Annotated in this window: 15 protein-coding genes; 4 read left to right on the forward strand and 11 right to left on the reverse strand. The window is 53.4% G+C overall.

The window, feature by feature from the left end:
* Positions 1 to 7 precede the first annotated feature (7 nt).
* A complete protein-coding gene (locus AWR27_RS25270; RefSeq protein ID WP_157579193.1) occupies positions 8 to 1,174 on the forward strand; it encodes a hypothetical protein in 1,167 nt (388 codons plus the stop codon).
* On the opposite strand, the gene coaD is transcribed toward AWR27_RS25270, so the two are convergent.
* From coaD to AWR27_RS10815, 7 genes are all read right to left on the reverse strand, one after another.
* Positions 1,168 to 1,632 carry a pantetheine-phosphate adenylyltransferase gene (gene coaD, locus AWR27_RS10785; RefSeq protein WP_077131184.1) on the reverse strand — a complete coding sequence of 155 codons (465 nt, stop codon included), beginning with the start codon at positions 1,630 to 1,632 and terminating at the stop codon, positions 1,168 to 1,170. The genes AWR27_RS25270 and coaD overlap by 7 nt on opposite strands.
* A gap of 48 nt (positions 1,633 to 1,680) precedes the next feature.
* The gene (pepT, locus tag AWR27_RS10790; RefSeq protein WP_077131185.1) at positions 1,681 to 2,937 is read right to left on the reverse strand and encodes a peptidase T; all 1,257 of its coding nucleotides are present in this window, start codon (positions 2,935 to 2,937) and stop codon (positions 1,681 to 1,683) included.
* 92 nt (positions 2,938 to 3,029) lie between these two features.
* Complete coding sequence (locus AWR27_RS10795) at positions 3,030 to 3,497, reverse strand: pyrophosphohydrolase domain-containing protein (protein WP_077131186.1); 468 nt, start codon at positions 3,495 to 3,497, stop codon at positions 3,030 to 3,032.
* 18 nt (positions 3,498 to 3,515) lie between these two features.
* Positions 3,516 to 4,769: a vWA domain-containing protein gene (locus AWR27_RS10800; protein WP_077131187.1), complete on the reverse strand. Its 1,254-nt coding sequence runs from the start codon at positions 4,767 to 4,769 to the stop codon at positions 3,516 to 3,518.
* Positions 4,770 to 4,877: 108 nt separating this feature from the next.
* The gene (locus tag AWR27_RS10805; protein WP_077131188.1) at positions 4,878 to 5,723 is read right to left on the reverse strand and encodes an AAA family ATPase; all 846 of its coding nucleotides are present in this window, start codon (positions 5,721 to 5,723) and stop codon (positions 4,878 to 4,880) included.
* Between the two features lie 3 nt (positions 5,724 to 5,726).
* Positions 5,727 to 6,287 (reverse strand): hypothetical protein, encoded by a 561-nt coding sequence (locus AWR27_RS10810; protein WP_077131189.1) that lies wholly within the window; start codon positions 6,285 to 6,287, stop codon positions 5,727 to 5,729.
* 78 nt (positions 6,288 to 6,365) lie between these two features.
* Positions 6,366 to 7,523 carry a M28 family metallopeptidase gene (locus AWR27_RS10815; RefSeq protein WP_077133923.1) on the reverse strand — a complete coding sequence of 386 codons (1,158 nt, stop codon included), beginning with the start codon at positions 7,521 to 7,523 and terminating at the stop codon, positions 6,366 to 6,368.
* A 171-nt stretch (positions 7,524 to 7,694) separates the two neighbouring features.
* Between AWR27_RS10815 and AWR27_RS10820 the strand changes: the two genes are divergently transcribed.
* Together AWR27_RS10820 and AWR27_RS10825 are read left to right on the forward strand one after the other, a co-directional pair.
* Positions 7,695 to 8,273 (forward strand): cupin domain-containing protein, encoded by a 579-nt coding sequence (locus AWR27_RS10820; protein ID WP_077133924.1) that lies wholly within the window; start codon positions 7,695 to 7,697, stop codon positions 8,271 to 8,273.
* 122 nt (positions 8,274 to 8,395) lie between these two features.
* The gene (locus tag AWR27_RS10825) at positions 8,396 to 8,818 is read left to right on the forward strand and encodes an OsmC family protein (protein WP_077131190.1); all 423 of its coding nucleotides are present in this window, start codon (positions 8,396 to 8,398) and stop codon (positions 8,816 to 8,818) included.
* A gap of 113 nt (positions 8,819 to 8,931) precedes the next feature.
* Here AWR27_RS10825 and AWR27_RS10830 read toward each other — a convergent pair whose 3' ends face one another.
* A complete protein-coding gene (locus AWR27_RS10830) occupies positions 8,932 to 11,121 on the reverse strand; it encodes a glutamine synthetase III family protein (RefSeq protein WP_077131191.1) in 2,190 nt (729 codons plus the stop codon).
* Between the two features lie 120 nt (positions 11,122 to 11,241).
* Positions 11,242 to 12,270, reverse strand: coding sequence for a glutamine synthetase beta-grasp domain-containing protein (locus AWR27_RS10835; RefSeq protein ID WP_077131192.1), 1,029 nt, complete (start codon positions 12,268 to 12,270; stop codon positions 11,242 to 11,244).
* Between the two features lie 369 nt (positions 12,271 to 12,639).
* On the opposite strand from AWR27_RS10835, the gene mtaB reads away from it, so the two are divergent.
* Positions 12,640 to 14,022 (forward strand): tRNA (N(6)-L-threonylcarbamoyladenosine(37)-C(2))-methylthiotransferase MtaB, encoded by a 1,383-nt coding sequence (mtaB, locus tag AWR27_RS10840; RefSeq protein WP_232326034.1) that lies wholly within the window; start codon positions 12,640 to 12,642, stop codon positions 14,020 to 14,022.
* A gap of 170 nt (positions 14,023 to 14,192) precedes the next feature.
* Here mtaB and AWR27_RS10845 read toward each other — a convergent pair whose 3' ends face one another.
* Together AWR27_RS10845 and fabG are read right to left on the reverse strand one after the other, a co-directional pair.
* Positions 14,193 to 16,382 carry a hypothetical protein gene (locus AWR27_RS10845; RefSeq protein WP_077131193.1) on the reverse strand — a complete coding sequence of 730 codons (2,190 nt, stop codon included), beginning with the start codon at positions 16,380 to 16,382 and terminating at the stop codon, positions 14,193 to 14,195.
* 91 nt (positions 16,383 to 16,473) lie between these two features.
* Positions 16,474 to 17,220, reverse strand: coding sequence for a 3-oxoacyl-[acyl-carrier-protein] reductase (gene fabG / locus AWR27_RS10850; RefSeq protein WP_077131194.1), 747 nt, complete (start codon positions 17,218 to 17,220; stop codon positions 16,474 to 16,476).
* Positions 17,221 to 17,430 lie beyond the last annotated feature (210 nt).

Genomic DNA, 17,430 nt, shown 5'->3' on the forward strand with positions numbered 1-17,430 from the left:
CACTCGTATGACATCCAACTACCTTTACTCGCTGCTTATCGCCTGTTTGCTCACTGTATGGCAGAGTTCCATAGTTTCGGCGCAAACGTTCACAGAAAATTTTGAAACGCGCAACGCACAGAACAATTGCGACCGCTCTATTTATCAGGGTCGCTGCTGGGTATTTAGTTCTTTTGATGTTACTTCAACCGACGCCATTAGTGGCTGTAGTGCCCGCAGTAGTCAGCTCTCCAGTTCCTCGACCACTGTCGTAGCGGGCGGAAATCGTGCCAGATTTCCATTTGAAACAACATTGCCCGCTCTGCGGGTAGGATCGCCATCGAGCCTTACGTTCAGTGCCCGGATCAACGGCACTTCCTCGAACCCAACCTTGTTCGTAATCGCCGATCCGCTGAGCACAACGGCCAATTCGTTCACGCTGGCAACGATTCCCACCTCAAGTACGGGTCTGGCAACTACCGCGCGGTCTTTTTCTGCGGCTCTACCCTCATCAGGGAGCTTTAGAATTCGGTTTGGCATGATAGGCACAGGTGGCACCTCGCGAATAATTTTAGATAATTTGTTCGTGTCGAACGTAATCTCGCAGGTAGCAGGCCCGTCCTGCAGTACAGATGCATTACCCGTTACACTAACTGAGTTCAGTGCCACACAGTCGCCGAATGATTGTTCCGTACAACTTAACTGGGCCACCAGTCTGGAGTTGACTAACGAAAAGTTTATTGTCGAACGCAGCAGTAACGCACAGTCGTTCGAGGGTATCGGTAGCGTAGCTGGCAGGGGTACTACCAATGCCAACCAACGCTACTCATTTGTTGATTCCAGCCCGCTCCCAACAGCCTATTATCGGCTCAAGCAGGTCGACGCCGATCAGACTTCTACGTACTCGAAAATTATCGCCGTGGTCAACCGCTGTTCGGCGGGAGCCATTGTGCTGCAATACAGCCAGCAAACGGCCCGGTTAGATGTACTGCTGAATCAGATAGACGCCCAGTTTCCGGTATCGCTTGATGTATATGACAGTTCAGGCCGACGATTGCACCACCTCAACGTGGCCGAATCGCAATCTATTGCCAGCATCGATACCACGCCGTTTGGCAGTCGTTTTATAATCGTTCGCATTGCCGACAGCGGGGGGAATGTACTGCGTTCGCAACGGTTATTCCTGCCTCAATAAGCGGAAGGCAACGGGTACGGCAGAAACTCATCGACGTTTTGGCCGTACCTGTGCAGATCGCGAATAATGCTCGAACTGATGGGAGCCAGGTGGGGCGATGTGATCAGAAATACAGTTTCAACTTCTTCATAAACAGCCCGATTGACCTGCGAGATGCCATTTTCGTACTCAAAATCGGTTGTGTTACGCAGCCCCCGCAGTAAGAATCGCGCTCCTTCATTTCGGGCAACTTTAGCGGTCAGGTCATCATAGCTGATTACCCGAACACCTGTTTGGTCGCGGAAGGCGTCTTCAATCAGTTGCGTCATCAGTTCGAGCGGGAAGTAACGTTCTTTGCGGGTGTTGCGGCCAATGCCGATGATAACCTCATCGAATAAACGTAGCCCGCGCAAAACAATGTCTTCGTGGCCTTTGGTAAATGGGTCGAACGAGCCGGGAAACAGGGCAGTGCGTTGCATACAGTGTAGTTTTAAGTGGGCAAAATAGGATGATTGCGCGAGAATCCGTCAGCTACGTTCCTCCCAAACCTGCGCCACGTTCACAATCACGTCTACGGCCCGTTGCATATCCTGCACCGATACCCACTCCTGCCGCGAGTGAAAGGCGTGTTCGCCCGCGAAAATATTCGGGCACGGCAATCCCATAAACGACAATCTCGAACCGTCGGTACCGCCCCGGATGCTCCGACGATTGGCAGATAGACCGGCCCGCCGGATGGCTTCGAGCGCGTTTTCGACCACGGCAGGGTGCTTGTCGAGCACCTCTTTCATGTTGCGGTATTGCTGTTTCACCACAAACTCCGCTTTTGAACCGGGGTAATTTTCCAGCACGGCATCAATTTGTTGTTGCAGATACGCTTCTTTCTCGTGCAGGCCCGCTTCGGTGAAGTCACGAATGATAAATTCCAGTATAGCCTGATCCTGATTGCCCTCCAGCCGGGTTGGGTGAACAAACCCTTCTTTTCCTTCGGTCGTTTCGGGCGAGAGCGTGTGTTTGGGTAACGATGCTAACAGGTCGGCGGCAATTTTCAGCGCGTTTTCGAGTTTGCCCTTCGCAAAACCGGGGTGCGTACTAACGCCCTGAATGGTAATCTTAACGGCATCGGCAGAGAAGGTTTCATCTTCGAGCGTACCCAATGATTCGCCGTCGATGGTGTAGCCAAAATCGGCTCCCAGCTTCTGCAAATCTACTTTTTCGGTACCACGCCCTACTTCTTCGTCGGGCGTAAACAACAGCCGGATTCGACCATGTTTCACTTCCGGGTGAGTCAGCAGAAACTGGGCTGCATCCATAATTTCGGCGAGACCCGCTTTATTGTCGGCTCCGAGCAGCGTGATGCCGCTTGCCGTAACGATGTCGTTGCCAAGCTGCTCACGCAGGTCGGGGTGGTCGGCTACGCGGATGATTTGGGCCGGGTCGTCGGCGGTCCGGCGTTCGGGAAGAACAATATCGGAACCGTCCCAACGCTCATGTACAATGGGCTTCACGCCCGCGCCAGTCACGTCGGGCGAGGTATCGACGTGCGAGCAGAAGCAAATCGTTGGCACGTTAGGCTTGTCGGTGTTGGCGGGAATGGTGGCATAGACGTAGCCCCATTCATCTACTTCAGCGTCGGAAACGCCCATTTCGTGCAACTCCTGCACCAGCAACCGGCTCAGGTCTTTTTGCTTTTCGGTGCTGGGATTCGTGTTCGATTGCGGGTCCGACTGTGTGTCGATCTGCACGTAGCGGAGAAAGCGGGCGAGAACGGTGTAATTTTTCATAATGAGTTTTTAAACGCAGAGAGAACAGAGGTTTTCGCAGAGAGCGCAAAGAAACTCTGTTCTCTCTGCGAAAACCTCTGTTCTCTCTGCGTTTATTTGTACAAAATGCCTTCCAAGTCGGCTGGTGAGTAGTTCACGCTTTTGAGCGTCTTCCGGTCGGCATCTCTGAAAACCAGATATTTACCTTCTGACTCCATGTAATGACAGGCCACGCCCTTCGCTGTGTACTGCCCTACGGTGGCTTCGGCTTCTTCAACGGTCAGGCAGGCTTTGCTCATGTTCGAGCGTTGCACTTCATCGAATAAGGCTTTAAACTGATGCCCCAGCCCGAACTCCAGCACGGCCCCGCTCAGTACGTATTGCAGGTCGCAAAGAGCGTCGGCTACGGCCACAATGTCGCGTTCGGCGATGGCGTCGCGGAGTTCGTCTAATTCCTCGGCCAGTAACGAGACGCGCAACTGACAACGGGCTTCTGACGGAATTTGGGGCGTTTCTAAAACGGGGGCATGAAAGGTACGGTGGAACTCAGCCACCTGGTTCAGCGAATCAGGTTGTTGCATAAAAAATGGTTCAACAAATCAGTCAGTAAACGTTAGTTTTGGATTTTTCAGGCATTTCATGGCTGCTTCGAGGCCGTTAAGCGTGAGCGGGAACATGCGGTTGCCCGACCATTCGCGGATGAGGGCGGTGCTGTGGGTGTATTTCCAGTAAGCAGCCACGTTTGGGTTCAGCCAGACCAAATTTGGGTATTGAGTTTTGAAGCGATTAAGCCACACAATGCCCGCTTCTTCGTTATAATGCTCCACACTGCCCTTCGGCGTCGTGATTTCGTGGGGCGACATGGCCGCATCGCCCACAAAAATCACTTTGTAATCTTTGTTGTATTTGTGCAGCACTTCGTAGGTCGGTACGCGCTCCCGGCGACGGGTCGGTCCGTCGCCACGGTTGTCTTTCCAGAGCGTTTCGTACACGCAGTTGTGGAAGTACATGAATTCCAGATGCTTAAACTGATAGCGGGCCGCCGAAAACAGGTGCGAACACAGTTCGATATGCTCATCCATCGACCCGCCCACGTCGAACAACATCAGCACTTTTACGCGATTTTTGCGCGAGGGCTGCATCCGAATGTCCAAGTACCCGGCGTTGCGGCTCGTTCCGTCGATGGTTCCGTCGATATCTAATTCATCCTCAACGCCTTCACGGGTTAAAATCCGCAACCGGCGCAGGGCCATTTTCAGGTTGCGCGTGTTGAGTTCAAGGCTGTCGTCAAGGTTCCGGTACGCCCGCTGTTCCCAAACCTTGACGCCGGTACGGTTGCCATTCGACTGGCTTTTATCGCCCGGATTCATCTTGAACCCTTCTGGCGGTCCGTCGTTACGGTTAAACCCCTTCTCGCCAAACGGCGACGTGCCGCCTGTACCTATCCATTTGTTGCCACCTTCATGGCGTTCGTCCTGCTCATCAAGTAGTTCGCGGAGCCGCGCCCAGAGGGCATCTAAACCGCCAATCGATTCGATTTCGGCTTTTTCCTCGTCAGTAAGTTGTTTTTCGAGCGCGTCACGCAGCCAGTCGGGTGGCACGTCGGGCCAATCCAGGCCGGGCAGAATCTCGATGGTGGCAGCCTGCCTGTCCGTCACGTATTCGCCGAAAAGCCGGTCGAACAAATCGAGGTGCTGTTCGTGCTTGACAAGCGTCGTCTTGCTCAAAAAATAAAAATCCTCGACCGACGTGCCGCCTACGTCACTTCGCAGTGCCGACAATAGCGTAAGGTACTCCGGCAGCGTTACCGGCAGTGCGTGTTGGCGGAGAAGAAGGAAGAAATCGAGAAACATAGTTTTTTAAGTGATGAGTGATGAGCGATAAGTGATGAGTTTGCTGCCGCATGAACAACTGACTGGCGTTAGTAAACTCATCACTTATCGCTCATCACTCATCGTTAATCAATACGGTCTTGCCCCTTTCCGACGCAGGGCTACCATCAGGTCGGTATCCTGTTCATTTTTAAGGAGTGCGCCCAGGTATGGGGGTAACTCGTTGAGTGCGTCGAGGTCGTTGAGATCGTCGTGCGTAACGCCCGCCACGAGCAGTAGTCGAATCCAGTCGATGAGTTCGCTGGTGGAAGGCTTCTTTTTCAGGGCCCTCACGTCGCGAATGGCGTAGAAGGTCGATATGGATTTCGCCAGCAACTCCTGCGGCAGACCGGGGTAATGCACCGTTACGATCTGCTGCATGGTGTCGCGGTCGGGAAAACGAATGAAGTGAAAGAAACACCGGCGCAGAAACGCGTCGGGGAGTTCCTTCTCATTGTTCGACGTGATGATGACAACGGGCCGATGCCGCGCCGTGATCGTGCGCTGCAATTCGTAGCAATAGAATTCCATCCGGTCGAGTTCCTGCAACAAATCGTTCGGAAACTCAATGTCGGCTTTGTCGATTTCGTCGATTAACAAAACCGCCTGCTCATCCGACGCAAAGGCTTCCCAGAGCTTACCTTTTTTGATGTAGTTCTCCATATCACCGATGCGCTCGGAGCCAAGCTGCGAATCGCGCAGCCGTGATACGGCATCGTATTCATACAGTCCCTGCTGCGCCGACGTAGTCGATTTTACGTGCCAGGTGTACAACGGTTTACCCAGCGACTGCGCAATTTCGTAGGCCAGCAGGGTTTTGCCCGTGCCGGGTTCGCCCTTAATCAACAAGGGCTTTTGCAACTGGATGGCCGCGTTGACCGCCGTGCTCAGTTCGCGGGTGGCAACGTAAGTAGCTGTACCTGAGAAGCTGTTCATTAATTATTCCTCGCTTTCGCTGGTGAACGAATATAGCGTATTATCTAACCGAAGCGTGTTGGACTGATAAGCGCGGATGAAGTTTTCGATTACCTCATCGGTGATTTCTTCAACGTTCAGACACACATCGAGTGCAATGCCGTAATCTGCTTCGAGATCAACCTCAACGTGTTCCTGTACTTTAACCGTCTCGGTTTCTTCGATTTCGTCGATGATTTCTGTCAGCGCGGTTTCAGCTTCCTCCTCCAGTTCGGGCGATATTTTATAGTTTGCCGGGCGGTCTTCAGGCGGTACGTATTCAGGATATGTTTTCCTGATTTGCTCAACGGCCATTTCGTACACCAAACTGCTGTGGTGCAGCCGCAGCGTGTACACCAGCGCATCGAACACAACCTCCTGACCGTCATATAGGCCCGGAAATTGTATGTGTACGCATTCGCCCGTTTCCAGCACGTCCATATCGTCGTCTTCAACGTAAACAAACGACTGACCTTCCTGCCGACACTCGTCTTTCAGGGCGTTGATTTCTTCAGGGTCAAACCCCTCATTTTTGTAAGTTGCCATAGAGCAAAGGTAGCTTTTTTAGTGATGAGTGATGAACGATGAGTGATGAGTGTTTATCCTGCGCCAGCCACTCATCACTTATCGTTCATCACTCATCACTAAAATGACCGCTTCGGCCAAATCTATGGCGTCGTGCATGGGCTTAAAATCAACGGCATCGAGCGTGTCGGTGGGTTGATGAATGCGCGGCATTTGGCCGTTTTCGTCCAGCGCACAGAGGGCCAGCACCGGAATGCGGTGGCGCACAAACCACGCGCTATCAAAGTCGGCGGTATGCCAACGGCCCGTTTGGGCGCGGTTTTGGTATGCTTCGGTTTGCAGGAGCTGGCGGGCAATTTGGGTAAGTTCGTTGTTGTAGCGCAGGGTTTCGAGGGTGCCGGTTTGCTCAACAACGGTAAGTTTTCCGGCTCCGAGGGTATCGAAATTAATGGCAACCGTGCGGGCTGGGTTCCAGCTTTTCCGGTGTGCTTCAACGTAGTGGTACGCGCCAATCATCCCGGCTTCTTCGGCATCGGTCAGCACCACTTCGAGGTCGAGGTTCGGGTCGTGCCGGAGTCGGTCGGCGGTGGCAAGGGCGGCAGCAACACCCGTAGCATTATCGCTCGCGCCGTTGGTATAACCGGTCAGGAAATAACCCGCCGTGCCGGTCAGGGCCTGCAACACAAAATAGGCCATCAGCGCGTATCGGGCATACGTGATGTACGGCAACCCCGCGCCCGCAGCTTCGGCAGTGGCTACCACACCAGCCAGTGCCATCAGCATCAGCGAGATAATCAACGACGTTCGGAAACCAGCCTGTTGTTTCGGACTATACAGCAACGACACCGGTGCCGTGTCGTAATGCGCCATCAGAATCACTTTCAGCGGCTTCTCCCCTGCCATCTGTGCGGGCCAGTGCCCAATCACGTTATGGCCCGTGTGCTGCACCGGAAATCGCGTAACGAACGAATACCGCCAGTTGAAATACCGCCACGCCAGCCAGACAAAATACCACACCAACCCTACCGCCACACCCGAAACCGGCACTAACGCCAGACTGACGAGCAGGCCGCCGATGAGCCAGCCAACCACCGTTACATAGGTCCGGGGCGTTTGAAACGACTCGGTTCTGACGGCTGCGCCGAGTTCGGTCAGGTAGGTTTGCAGCAACCGGGCGGCTTCGGTGCTTTGGGGTCTGGCAGTTCCCCGATGCGGCAGACGGCACAGGTCACGCAAAAAGGATTTGGGTGAGAACATAAAGTAATTGTCGGCTAAATTCCTGTCAATCAAGAATTGACCGTAAAGTAAAAACCCGTTCGATTCAATACAAGCTTAACCTATTTTTAAAGTATACGCCACTAACATACCTATCCTATAGGCAAATTTTACAACTATGAATAAACTTTTCACTACTCTGATATGAATACTATGAAACGAACCAAATTTTTCCAAGCCTGTCTGACGGCCAGTATACTACTGGCCACTCCTTTTCGATCACTGGCCCACACCGTGCGGACGCTTAGGGTCTCGAAAGGCTTTAAAGTGGATGCGGGTAAAGACCGCTTCGACAAACCCATTTCGCTTTTGGAGGGAGATACTTTCTCAACTAAAGTGTCGACGAAGGACACCGACGGGGACCTTTATATGTTTGAATCGATTCGGGTTAAAGAAGGTGGTCCCTCACATCACGTTCATTTCGAGCAAGATGAATGGTGGTATGTATTACAAGGTCAGTTTCTGATTAAAGTAGGAGACGAGATTCACCAGGCAAAAGCGGGCGACAGCGTGTTCGGCCCCCGGAACATACCCCATAGCTTTGCTAAGGTGGGTGAAGGCGAAGGACGCCTGCTGATGTTTTTTCAGCCAGCGGGCAAAATGGAAGAATTCTTCACAAAACTTAGTGAAGGCGTGTCCAAAAACATGACTGAACCGGAACAGGATGCATTCCGAGAAGCACATGGGTTCAAGCGGGTCGGCCCACCTATCAAAAATTTTAAGAAGTGGTAAACAGGGTGGGCAGTGCTGGATAGCTGCGGCTACTTTTCATCTGTTGAAACCAGTCACCCCTCATAGCCGTTGTGCTATGGCAACGACTTGACCGTTGCTCACAACACAAACCCAATAAAACCATGCAGATTAAACGCAACGCCACCGCCAACTGGACTGGCTCGGGCAAAGACGGTAAAGGAACCATCACCACGGCCAGCACCGTACTGAACCAAACGCAGTACTCGTTCAACACCCGCTTTGCCGACGGCGTAGGCACCAACCCCGAAGAACTAATTGCCGCTGCTCACGCGGGCTGCTTTGCCATGAAGTTGGCGTTCAACCTGCAAGGGGCCGGTTTCACACCCGACTCACTCGACGCCCAGGCCACCGTTACGCTCGACACCGACAGCGGCTCGGTTACGGCCTCGCACATTGTGCTGAAAGCCAGCATCCCCAACATCGACAAAGCCAAATTTGACGAACTGGTAGCCGACGCCGAAGCCAACTGCCCCATCTCCAAATTGCTGAACGCGCAGATTAGCGTTGACGCTACGCTGGCGTAGGGAACAGTCTTAAACTGTGATTCGTCGGATTATACTGATTTACTGTGATTCCGCCTTCGGCAATGAATTTATAGAAATCAGAGTCGGTCAGCCAAATCCGACGAATCTGAGTCCTACTTCACAAACAACAACTCGCGGTACTTGATTAGCGGCCAGTCTTCGTCGTCAACGATTTGCTCAAGTTTATCGACCTCATAACGAATTATGTCGAAATGGTCTTTCACGTCGGTTGCGTAGAGCCGGGCGCGGTCGGCAGTATCTTCCACGTTGTTGGCTCGTTTGCGGGCTTCGATCATCGACTCGGTTTGCCGCTTGATCACAATGACCCGGCTCGAAATTTCGCGCAGAATATCTTTAATCGGCTCGGCTTCGGCAATCATACCTAATTCAACCAGATTACGGGCCGTTTGCGAGAGTTTATGCTGGTACTTCAGGGCCGTTGAAACCACGTGATTCATGGCTAAGTCGCCCATCACCCGCGACTCAATCTGCACGGTTTTGATATATTTCTCCAATTCAATTTCATACCGCGATTCAACTTCGGCATGGCTCATGACACCTGTTCGCTCAAACAGGGCCAGCGATTCGGGCTGTACGTACACAGCCAGCGCATCGGGCGATGACTTGATGTTCGACAGGCCGCGCCGGGCCGCTTCTTCTACCCATTCGTCTGAGTAGCCGTTGCCTTCAAACAGAATCCGCTTTGCCTGGGCGTAGTACTCTTTCAGGATGTCGACAATGGCGAGTTCTTTCTTCTCGCCCCGCGCCAGGCGGTTGTCGAGATCGGTTTTGAACTGATTGAGTTGGTTTGCCACAATGGTGTTCAGCACGGTCATGGTTGAGGCCGAGTTGGCCGAACTGCCCACTGCCCGGAACTCGAATTTGTTGCCCGTGAAGGCAAACGGCGAGGTGCGGTTGCGGTCGGTATTGTCGCGCATCAGGCTCGGAATGCGCGTTAGGCCGAGTTTGTAATACACGTTGTCGCCTTTGTTAAGCAGGATTTCGCTCTTGGTTTCCAGGTCGCCTAATGCCTTCGTTAGTGTATCGCCCAGAAAAATCGACATAATAGCAGGCGGAGCTTCGTTGGCCCCCAGCCGATACTCGTTCCCTGCCGAGGCAATGCTGGCCCGCAACAAATCGGCGTTGTCGTGAACGGCTTTCACGACATTCACCAAAAACGTCAGAAAACGCAGATTTTCTTTGGGTTTGGTGGTCGGGGCCAGCAGATTGACGCCCGTATTAGTGCCCATGCTCCAGTTGTTGTGCTTACCGGAGCCGTTGATACCCGCAAACGGCTTCTCGTGGAAGAGTACTTTCAGGTTATGCCGCTCGGCAATTTTCTCCATCAAATCCATCAGCAGGGCGTTGTGGTCGATAGCGAGGTTCACCTCTTCAAACGTCGGCGCGACTTCAAACTGCCCCGGTGCCACTTCGTTGTGCCGCGTTCGGACGGGCATACCGAGTTTCATGGACTCGAATTCGAAATCGACCATGAACGCATTGACGCGGGGCGGAATGGAGCCAAAATAATGGTCTTCGAGTTGCTGCCCCCGCGCAGGCTGATGCCCGAACACGGTGCGACCCGCCAGCACCAGATCGGGCCGGGCGTAGAACAGGGCGCGGTCCACCACAAAATACTCCTGCTCCGGGCCGAGTGTGGGCGTCACTTTCGTGATGCTCCGGTCGAAGAACTGGCATACCGACGTAGCAGCCCGGTCGAGCGCGTTGAGCGACTTCAGCAGGGGCGTTTTATAATCGAGAGCCTCACCGGTGTAGCTGATGAATACAGACGGTATGCAGAGCGTTTTGCCGCCCGCGCCGTTATCCATCAGAAATGCGGGCGACGAAGGGTCCCAGCCAGTGTAGCCGCGAGCCTCGAAGGTATTCCGCAGCCCCCCGCTCGGAAACGACGATGCGTCGGGTTCCTGCTGCACGAGTGCGCTGCCTTTGAACTTCTCCATTGCCTTGCCATCGGACGTAATGTCGAAGAAGGCGTCGTGTTTTTCGGCGGTTTCGCCCGTCAGTGGCTGAAACCAGTGGGTGTAGTGCGTGGCCCCTTTCGAGGTCGCCCACGACTTCATGGCCCCGGCTACCTCATCGGCGATGCTGCGGTCGATGGTGCCGTTGGTCTGAATGGCTTCTGTAACTTTTATGTAGGCTTCGGGCGAAAGTAAGGCCCGCATTACTTCGTTGTTGAACGTATTGGAGCCAAAAAAATCGGCAACTCGGTCGGCGGGGGCAGCAACGGCAACGGCCTGACGGCTTTGGGCAATTTCAAGAGCTTTGAATCGAAACTTCGACATAACAACAAGTTAGGTGGTTTGGGAATGAAATGGTTACTCAAACATACGTGCCAGCCGGGACAAACAAAAAACCGCCCCCTTTCGAGAGCGGTTTTTTATATTCTATTTACAGTATACGCCTTACGCGGCTACTAACTCGCTGGCTGATTTCACGGTTTTGATAATCCGGGCCGCTACTTTGTACGGATCGGCAGCCGAGTTGGGCCGACGGTCTTCGAGCCAGCCTTTCCAGCCGCGCTCTACCGTAGCAATAGGAATACGAATCGACGCGCCCCGGTCCGAAATACCATACGAGAACTGGTCGATTGACTGGGTTTCATGCTTTCCGGTCAGACGGAGGTGGTTGTCGGCACCGTAAACGGCGATGTGTTCTTTCACTACCGGCGCAAATGACTGACAGATAGCGTCGTACACGTCTTTGCTGCCTGCCGTGCGGAGGGCCGTATTCGAGAAGTTGGCGTGCATGCCCGAACCGTTCCAGTCGGCATCGACGCCGAGCGGCTTGCAGTGCCAGTTGATGGCAACGTCGTAGCTTTCGCCGATGCGCTCCAGCAGGTAGCGGGCCACCCAAATCTGATCGCCGGCTTCCTGAGCACCTTTGGCAAAAATCTGGAATTCCCATTGGCCGGGAGCTACTTCGGCATTGATACCTTCTACGTTCAGACCGGCATCGAGACACACGTCGAGGTGTTCTTCGATGATGTTACGGCCAAACGCATTTTTCGCCCCTACCGAGCAGTAGTAAGGTCCTTGCGGAGCCGGTTCGCCTTCGGCAGGGAAGCCCAGCGGCTTGTTGGTTTCGGGGTCCCAGAGGAAGTATTCCTGCTCAAAACCGAACCAGAAGTCATTATCGTCATCGTCGATGGTAGCGCGGCCATTGGTCTCGTGGGGTGTTCCGTCGGCGTTCAACACTTCGCACATAACTAAGTAGCCATTTTTACGCTGCGGATCAGGGCAGATAAAAACCGGCTTCAACAGACAGTCTGACGAGCCGCCCGGTGCCTGCTCGGTCGATGAGCCATCAAACGACCACATCGGGCAATCTTCGAGTTTGCCAGAGAAATCGCCTTCAATCTTAGTTTTGGAACGCAGACTTTGGGTGGGCTTGTAGCCATCGAGCCAAATGTACTCTAACTTCGACTTTGCCATAATTACTGGTGGATTGAATTGGAATTGGGTTTTGTTCAATATGATTGACAAATATATAGAGTGTTTGGCATAACATTAAAAGGTGTTTTAGGGTTTTAACCATATTTTTAATGGTTTTTACGGAAATGTTATAATAAAAATTTGCTTAGTGCATAATTCCACAATATTACCAGTATGTTATCCGCTAATTAATTTATTCGACTGATTCGCCAGTCAAATACCTATCTTATGGCCACATTGGTTTAAAACAAAACAGAAATCGCGCCAATCAATACATTAATTGACGAAAACAATTGTTTCATGCGAATCAGGTCTGCGTGCCGAGTCGGGCAAGTGTAGCGGAACCCGTAGCCCCGTTTTTTTGTACTTTTGCAGGATATTTGCCTGATCGTGAAAAAAGTAGCTTTCTATACACTCGGCTGTAAACTGAACTTTTCCGAAACGTCGACCCTTGCCCGCCTGATGGAGCAGCAGGGCTACGAGCGCGTGGAGTTCAACCAGCAGCCCGATATTTTTATCATCAACACCTGCTCTGTGACCGACAACGCCGACAAAAAATGCCGGAAAATTGTTCGGGAAGCGCAGAAGATTAATCCCGATGGCTACGTAGCCATTCTGGGTTGTTATGCCCAACTGAAGCCGCAGGAAATTGCGGAGATTCCGGGCGTTGATGCGGTGTTGGGAGCCGCCGAAAAATTCCGGCTGCACGAGTTGATGCCAACGTTCGAGAAAGTGCCGACCGGCCAGCCCGCGCAGGTGTTCAACTCGCCCATCGAACACGCCATTGATTATCACGCCAGCTACTCGCTTAACGACCGCACCCGCACGTTCCTGAAAGTGCAGGACGGCTGCGATTACCCCTGTGCCTATTGTACAATTCCGCTGGCTCGGGGCAAAAGCCGTTCCGATACGGTTGCCAACGTCGTGGCAGCCGCCCGCGAAATTGCAGCTCGTGGGCGGTCCGCCGGTGCGGTAAAGGAAATTGTACTCACGGGCGTTAACATTGGCGATTTTGGCCTGATTAATGGCGAAAGACAGGAAACGTTTTTTGACCTGATTCGGGCTTTAGACGACGTACAGGGCATTGAACGGTTCCGCATTTCGAGCATTGAGCCAAATTTGCTCACCGACGAAATCATTGCCTTTGTGGCGCAATCGAAGCGATTTGTGCCGCATTTTCATGTGCCGCTACAATCAGGTAGCAATAAAGTGCTGAGCCTGATGCGCCGACGCTACAAACGCGAACTCTACGCCGAGCGCGTTGCCAAAATCAAGGAACTGATGCCTCATGCCTGCATTGGCGTTGATGTGATTGTGGGCCACCCCGGCGAAACAAACGAGCTTTTCTTAGAAACATACCAGTTCCTGAACGAACTACCCGTATCGTATCTGCACGTGTTTACCTACTCCGAACGTGCCAACACAACCGCCCTGACTATCAAGCCCGTTGTACCCGGCAACGTCCGTGCGGACCGCAGTAAAATGCTGCACATCTTATCGGACAAAAAACGCCGGGCCTTCTACGAATCGCAGGTAGGCCGCGACGCCGTTGTGCTGTTTGAAGAGGATATTCAGGACGGCGAGCGTCGCACCGGATTGATGCAGGGTTTCACCGAAAACTACGTTCGTGTGGTTGCCAAATACGACCCGTTGCTTATTAATGAAACCCTACCCGTGCATCTGTCGGCAGTAAACGCCGATGGGCTAATGGAAGTGGAAGAACTGCACCCCACCCCAACCCCTCCCCGTTAGGGAGGGGCTTATCCACTGCTGTTCGGGACTTGAGTCCCGAACCGTTTGATTGCGGACATTCGTCCGCCCACGAACGGGTGAATACCCGTTGTTAACAGGTTCAGGATACACATCCTGAACAGCCTCTCAAGTAAGCCCCTCCCTAACGGGGAGGGGTTGGGGTGGGGTTTTCAATACCCGCCAAAGTACTTCCTTGCCCCCCATTCGATGGCGGCTAAGGCCAGCACGGCGAAGAAAAGCCACCGCCAGTTAATAAGTTCATTCATTTCTTCGGTACTCGTCAGGCGGGCGGGGCGGGGCTTCTCGGTCAGGTTTTTGACTAACGCATCAACCGCGTTGGCTTTATAAAACTGCCCGCCCGTTTGCCCGGAAAGTTGCCGTAAAAGCCCGTGGTCGGCAGTGGTGTTCAGGGCTTCGAGTTGCAGGTCACGCACTACAAACTGCCCCGACGATTGCTCGGCGCGGTTGTTGACGGTCACAGCCGCCCGAAATCGGTACGCGCCCTGCGGCAGTCGGCTGATTTCGAACCGGCTGTTGGCTTCGGTGGGCGTGTAGGTAAATGTCCGCACGATGCCCTTCTCATCGGTCAGGTCGAGTCGCACGAGTTTGTCGTACAGCCGTTCGTAGATGTCGTTGTAGAGTTCGGTCTCGAAAATGACTTTCTCACCCGCAACGAACTCATTCCGAATTGGATACACGCGCAGTTTGCGCCGATCTTCTTTGACCGAAATCAGTTGCACGACTTTCTGAAATAGCTCATCGACCACGTCCTGTTTGTCGGTCAGGGCGTATTCTTCGAGCCGCCACTGCCAAAGTCCCTCACCTGCCAGCACGGCGGTTTTGCGGGGGCCAGTTACGTTCAAGGCCAGCAGCGGTTTGGTAGTGCGAACACTGCCCACCTGCTGCCACAGCACGACATCGCTGCCGGGCTGTAGGCGAAAATCGCCGTAGGGAGCCAGCAGGGGTGGTAGTTTGGTGAGGATTTCGAGCCGGGCGGGATCGAGGTTGAGTTGCTTAAATTCGGGGTTGAACACGCCCGTTACCCTGTCTCCCTGATTGGTCTGCTGAGCAATCTGCACCACCGGGTTCGAGGTGTTGAACGCTCCTATTGCCGACTGATTGCCCAGCACAAACAGCACGGGTGTATTTTTAGCCAGATACTTCTGCATCTGAGCAATGCCCACGCCCCCGTTATCGGGAATCTGGTGCAGAATAATCAGGTCGTAAGCTTTGTCGGCAGGAACGGCATCGGGCGGAGTGCCGGTCAACATACGAATATCGACTTCGTAGTTCTGATTCTTCTCTAAGATAGACCGGATGGCCTTCAGGTCGGGATGTGGGGCGAGGGCAAGCAGTAATACTTTTTCTTTCCCGTCGATTACGTCGATATACACGTCCTGCCGGTTGTTGCGGGTGCTGAACTCGCCCGGCTGCGGTAGCACTTCTACCTCGTAATGCTGAACGCCTTTTTGCGTAGCCGTTGTCTGAAACGTAGTCTGAGCAAAGCGGGATGCCGGACCAGCATCGGCTTTCGTAAAGTTCACCAACTGCCGACCCAGTTCGCGCCCGCCCTGCCGTAGCACAACGGTTGCGCTGCGTCCCTGAAACCCGTTACTCACGATTTCGGCCTGTACCGGAAACTGATTGCCGAGGTAAGCGATGCGGTTGGCAACCACGCCTTTCAGCAAAATATCGCGCTTCGGAATGGTGTCGCCCAGCCCGATGGTATGCACGGCAAACGGGTACTGACCAAACGTAGGCGATAAACCCTGATTGAAAATACCATCTGATACCAGCACCACGTCGGTCAGGTTACGGCCTTCGTAGTCGGCCCGCACAGCCGCCAGCAGCCCCGACAGGTCGGTGGTACGGCGGGTAAACGGAATCTGCGTGAGGTCGGCTCCGGCGTCGAGTGCTGCCGTATCGCCCAGCGTTCGTACCGATACGTCGAGACCTTTTTCGGCCAGCCGGTCGCGCAGTTGTTGCAGCCCCGCCAGCGATTGATTGAGGGCCGGGCGTCCGGCTGCCGCCACCGATTCGGAGTTATCGACGGCCAGCACGACCTTCGGCTTTTCGGTGAGCGTTCGGGTACTGCGAATGAGCGGATTGAGTAGCAGAAAGCACAGCAGAGTAACCACCACAAACCGCACAGCCGCCAGCATATAGGCCGTTCGTTTATCGAATCCGCCCACCGTTGTTCCACTGCCCGAACCCGATTGGCCCGACCGAACAAAGCGCGGCAACGCCACTCCAGGCCGGGCCAATCCAGGCCGGGGCTGATACAGCGCAAACGCATAAGCGGCACCAACCAGTAAACAAACCAAAATCCACCAGGGCGAGGATTGAAAAACGAAATTCATAATTTAGTGATGAACGATGAGTGATGAACGATGAGTGATGAGCAGTGCTGTATGCGCCAGCTACTCATCACTCATCGTTCATCACTCATCACTATGTGAGCATTCCGCCATCGACCTGCAACACTTGGCCGGTGATGTAGCGGGAGAGATCGGAAGCTAAGAAAACGGCGCAGTCGGCAACTTCGTCGGGTTGGCCCCCGCGTTTCATCGGAATCTGTTGCTTCCATTCGTCAATGGCTTTTTCATTGATTTCGCCGGTCATTTCGGTTTCGATAAAGCCCGGTGCAATGGCATTGGAGCGGATGTTTCGCGAGCCAAGTTCCAGTGCCACCGACTTGGTGAAACCGATAATACCCGCTTTAGAAGCCGCGTAATTGGCCTGCCCCGCGTTGCCGCGAATACCAACCACCGACGTCAGGTTGATAATCGACCCGGCTTTGGCTTTCATCATCGGTTTGATGGCCGCCTTAGTCAGGTTGAAGACCGACTTTAAGTTAACGTTGATAACGGCGTCCCATTGTTCTTCCGTCATTCGCATCAGCAGACCATCTTTGGTAATACCGGCGTTATTGATAAGCACGTCGAGTTTGCCGAAGTCGGCTACGACCTGCGTAATAAGGTCTTCGGCGGCTTTATGGTCGGAGGCATCGGAGCGGTAGCCTTTTGCCTGACCACCAAACGACCGGAGTTCTTCTTCGAGTGCCTGCCCTTTTTCAACGCTCGACAAGTAGGTAAACGCTACAGTGGACCCTTCCTGCGCGAATTTCTGCGCCATTGCCCGGCCAATCCCGCGCGACGCCCCCGTAATCAGGGCAACTTTTCCTTTCAGTAAATCCATTTTTTGGTTAGTGAAAAATGCTAAGTGAAAAATGAAAAGTGGTTTGCTGTGAATGATACCGAGCGGTCATTTTTCACTATTCACTTTTCATTTTTCACTTTTTTTGCGGTCAAAAATAGCGGTTTGGGGGCAAACGCCAACATTAGCGGGGGCGGTTCAGCACGTAACGCAGGGTAAAAATTCCCTGATCCTGTTTTTCTACAGACAGAC

The organism is Spirosoma montaniterrae (assembly GCF_001988955.1).
In the GTDB taxonomy this organism is placed as follows: Bacteria; Bacteroidota; Bacteroidia; order Cytophagales; family Spirosomataceae; genus Spirosoma; species Spirosoma montaniterrae.

Bases quoted from the DNA above. Each gene is read 5' to 3' on its own strand.
- AWR27_RS25270 (WP_157579193.1), top strand. From the start codon at position 8: ATGACATCCAACTACCTTTACTCGCTGCTTATCGCCTGTTTGCTCACT.
- coaD (WP_077131184.1), bottom strand. From the start codon at position 1,632: ATGCAACGCACTGCCCTGTTTCCCGGCTCGTTCGACCCATTTACCAAA.
- pepT (WP_077131185.1), bottom strand. From the start codon at position 2,937: ATGAAAAATTACACCGTTCTCGCCCGCTTTCTCCGCTACGTGCAGATC.
- AWR27_RS10795 (WP_077131186.1), bottom strand. From the start codon at position 3,497: ATGCAACAACCTGATTCGCTGAACCAGGTGGCTGAGTTCCACCGTACC.
- AWR27_RS10800 (WP_077131187.1), bottom strand. From the start codon at position 4,769: ATGTTTCTCGATTTCTTCCTTCTTCTCCGCCAACACGCACTGCCGGTA.
- AWR27_RS10805 (WP_077131188.1), bottom strand. From the start codon at position 5,723: ATGAACAGCTTCTCAGGTACAGCTACTTACGTTGCCACCCGCGAACTG.
- AWR27_RS10810 (WP_077131189.1), bottom strand. From the start codon at position 6,287: ATGGCAACTTACAAAAATGAGGGGTTTGACCCTGAAGAAATCAACGCC.
- AWR27_RS10815 (WP_077133923.1), bottom strand. From the start codon at position 7,523: ATGTTCTCACCCAAATCCTTTTTGCGTGACCTGTGCCGTCTGCCGCAT.
- AWR27_RS10820 (WP_077133924.1), top strand. From the start codon at position 7,695: ATGAAACGAACCAAATTTTTCCAAGCCTGTCTGACGGCCAGTATACTA.
- AWR27_RS10825 (WP_077131190.1), top strand. From the start codon at position 8,396: ATGCAGATTAAACGCAACGCCACCGCCAACTGGACTGGCTCGGGCAAA.
- AWR27_RS10830 (WP_077131191.1), bottom strand. From the start codon at position 11,121: ATGTCGAAGTTTCGATTCAAAGCTCTTGAAATTGCCCAAAGCCGTCAG.
- AWR27_RS10835 (WP_077131192.1), bottom strand. From the start codon at position 12,270: ATGGCAAAGTCGAAGTTAGAGTACATTTGGCTCGATGGCTACAAGCCC.
- AWR27_RS10845 (WP_077131193.1), bottom strand. From the start codon at position 16,382: ATGAATTTCGTTTTTCAATCCTCGCCCTGGTGGATTTTGGTTTGTTTA.
- fabG (WP_077131194.1), bottom strand. From the start codon at position 17,220: ATGGATTTACTGAAAGGAAAAGTTGCCCTGATTACGGGGGCGTCGCGC.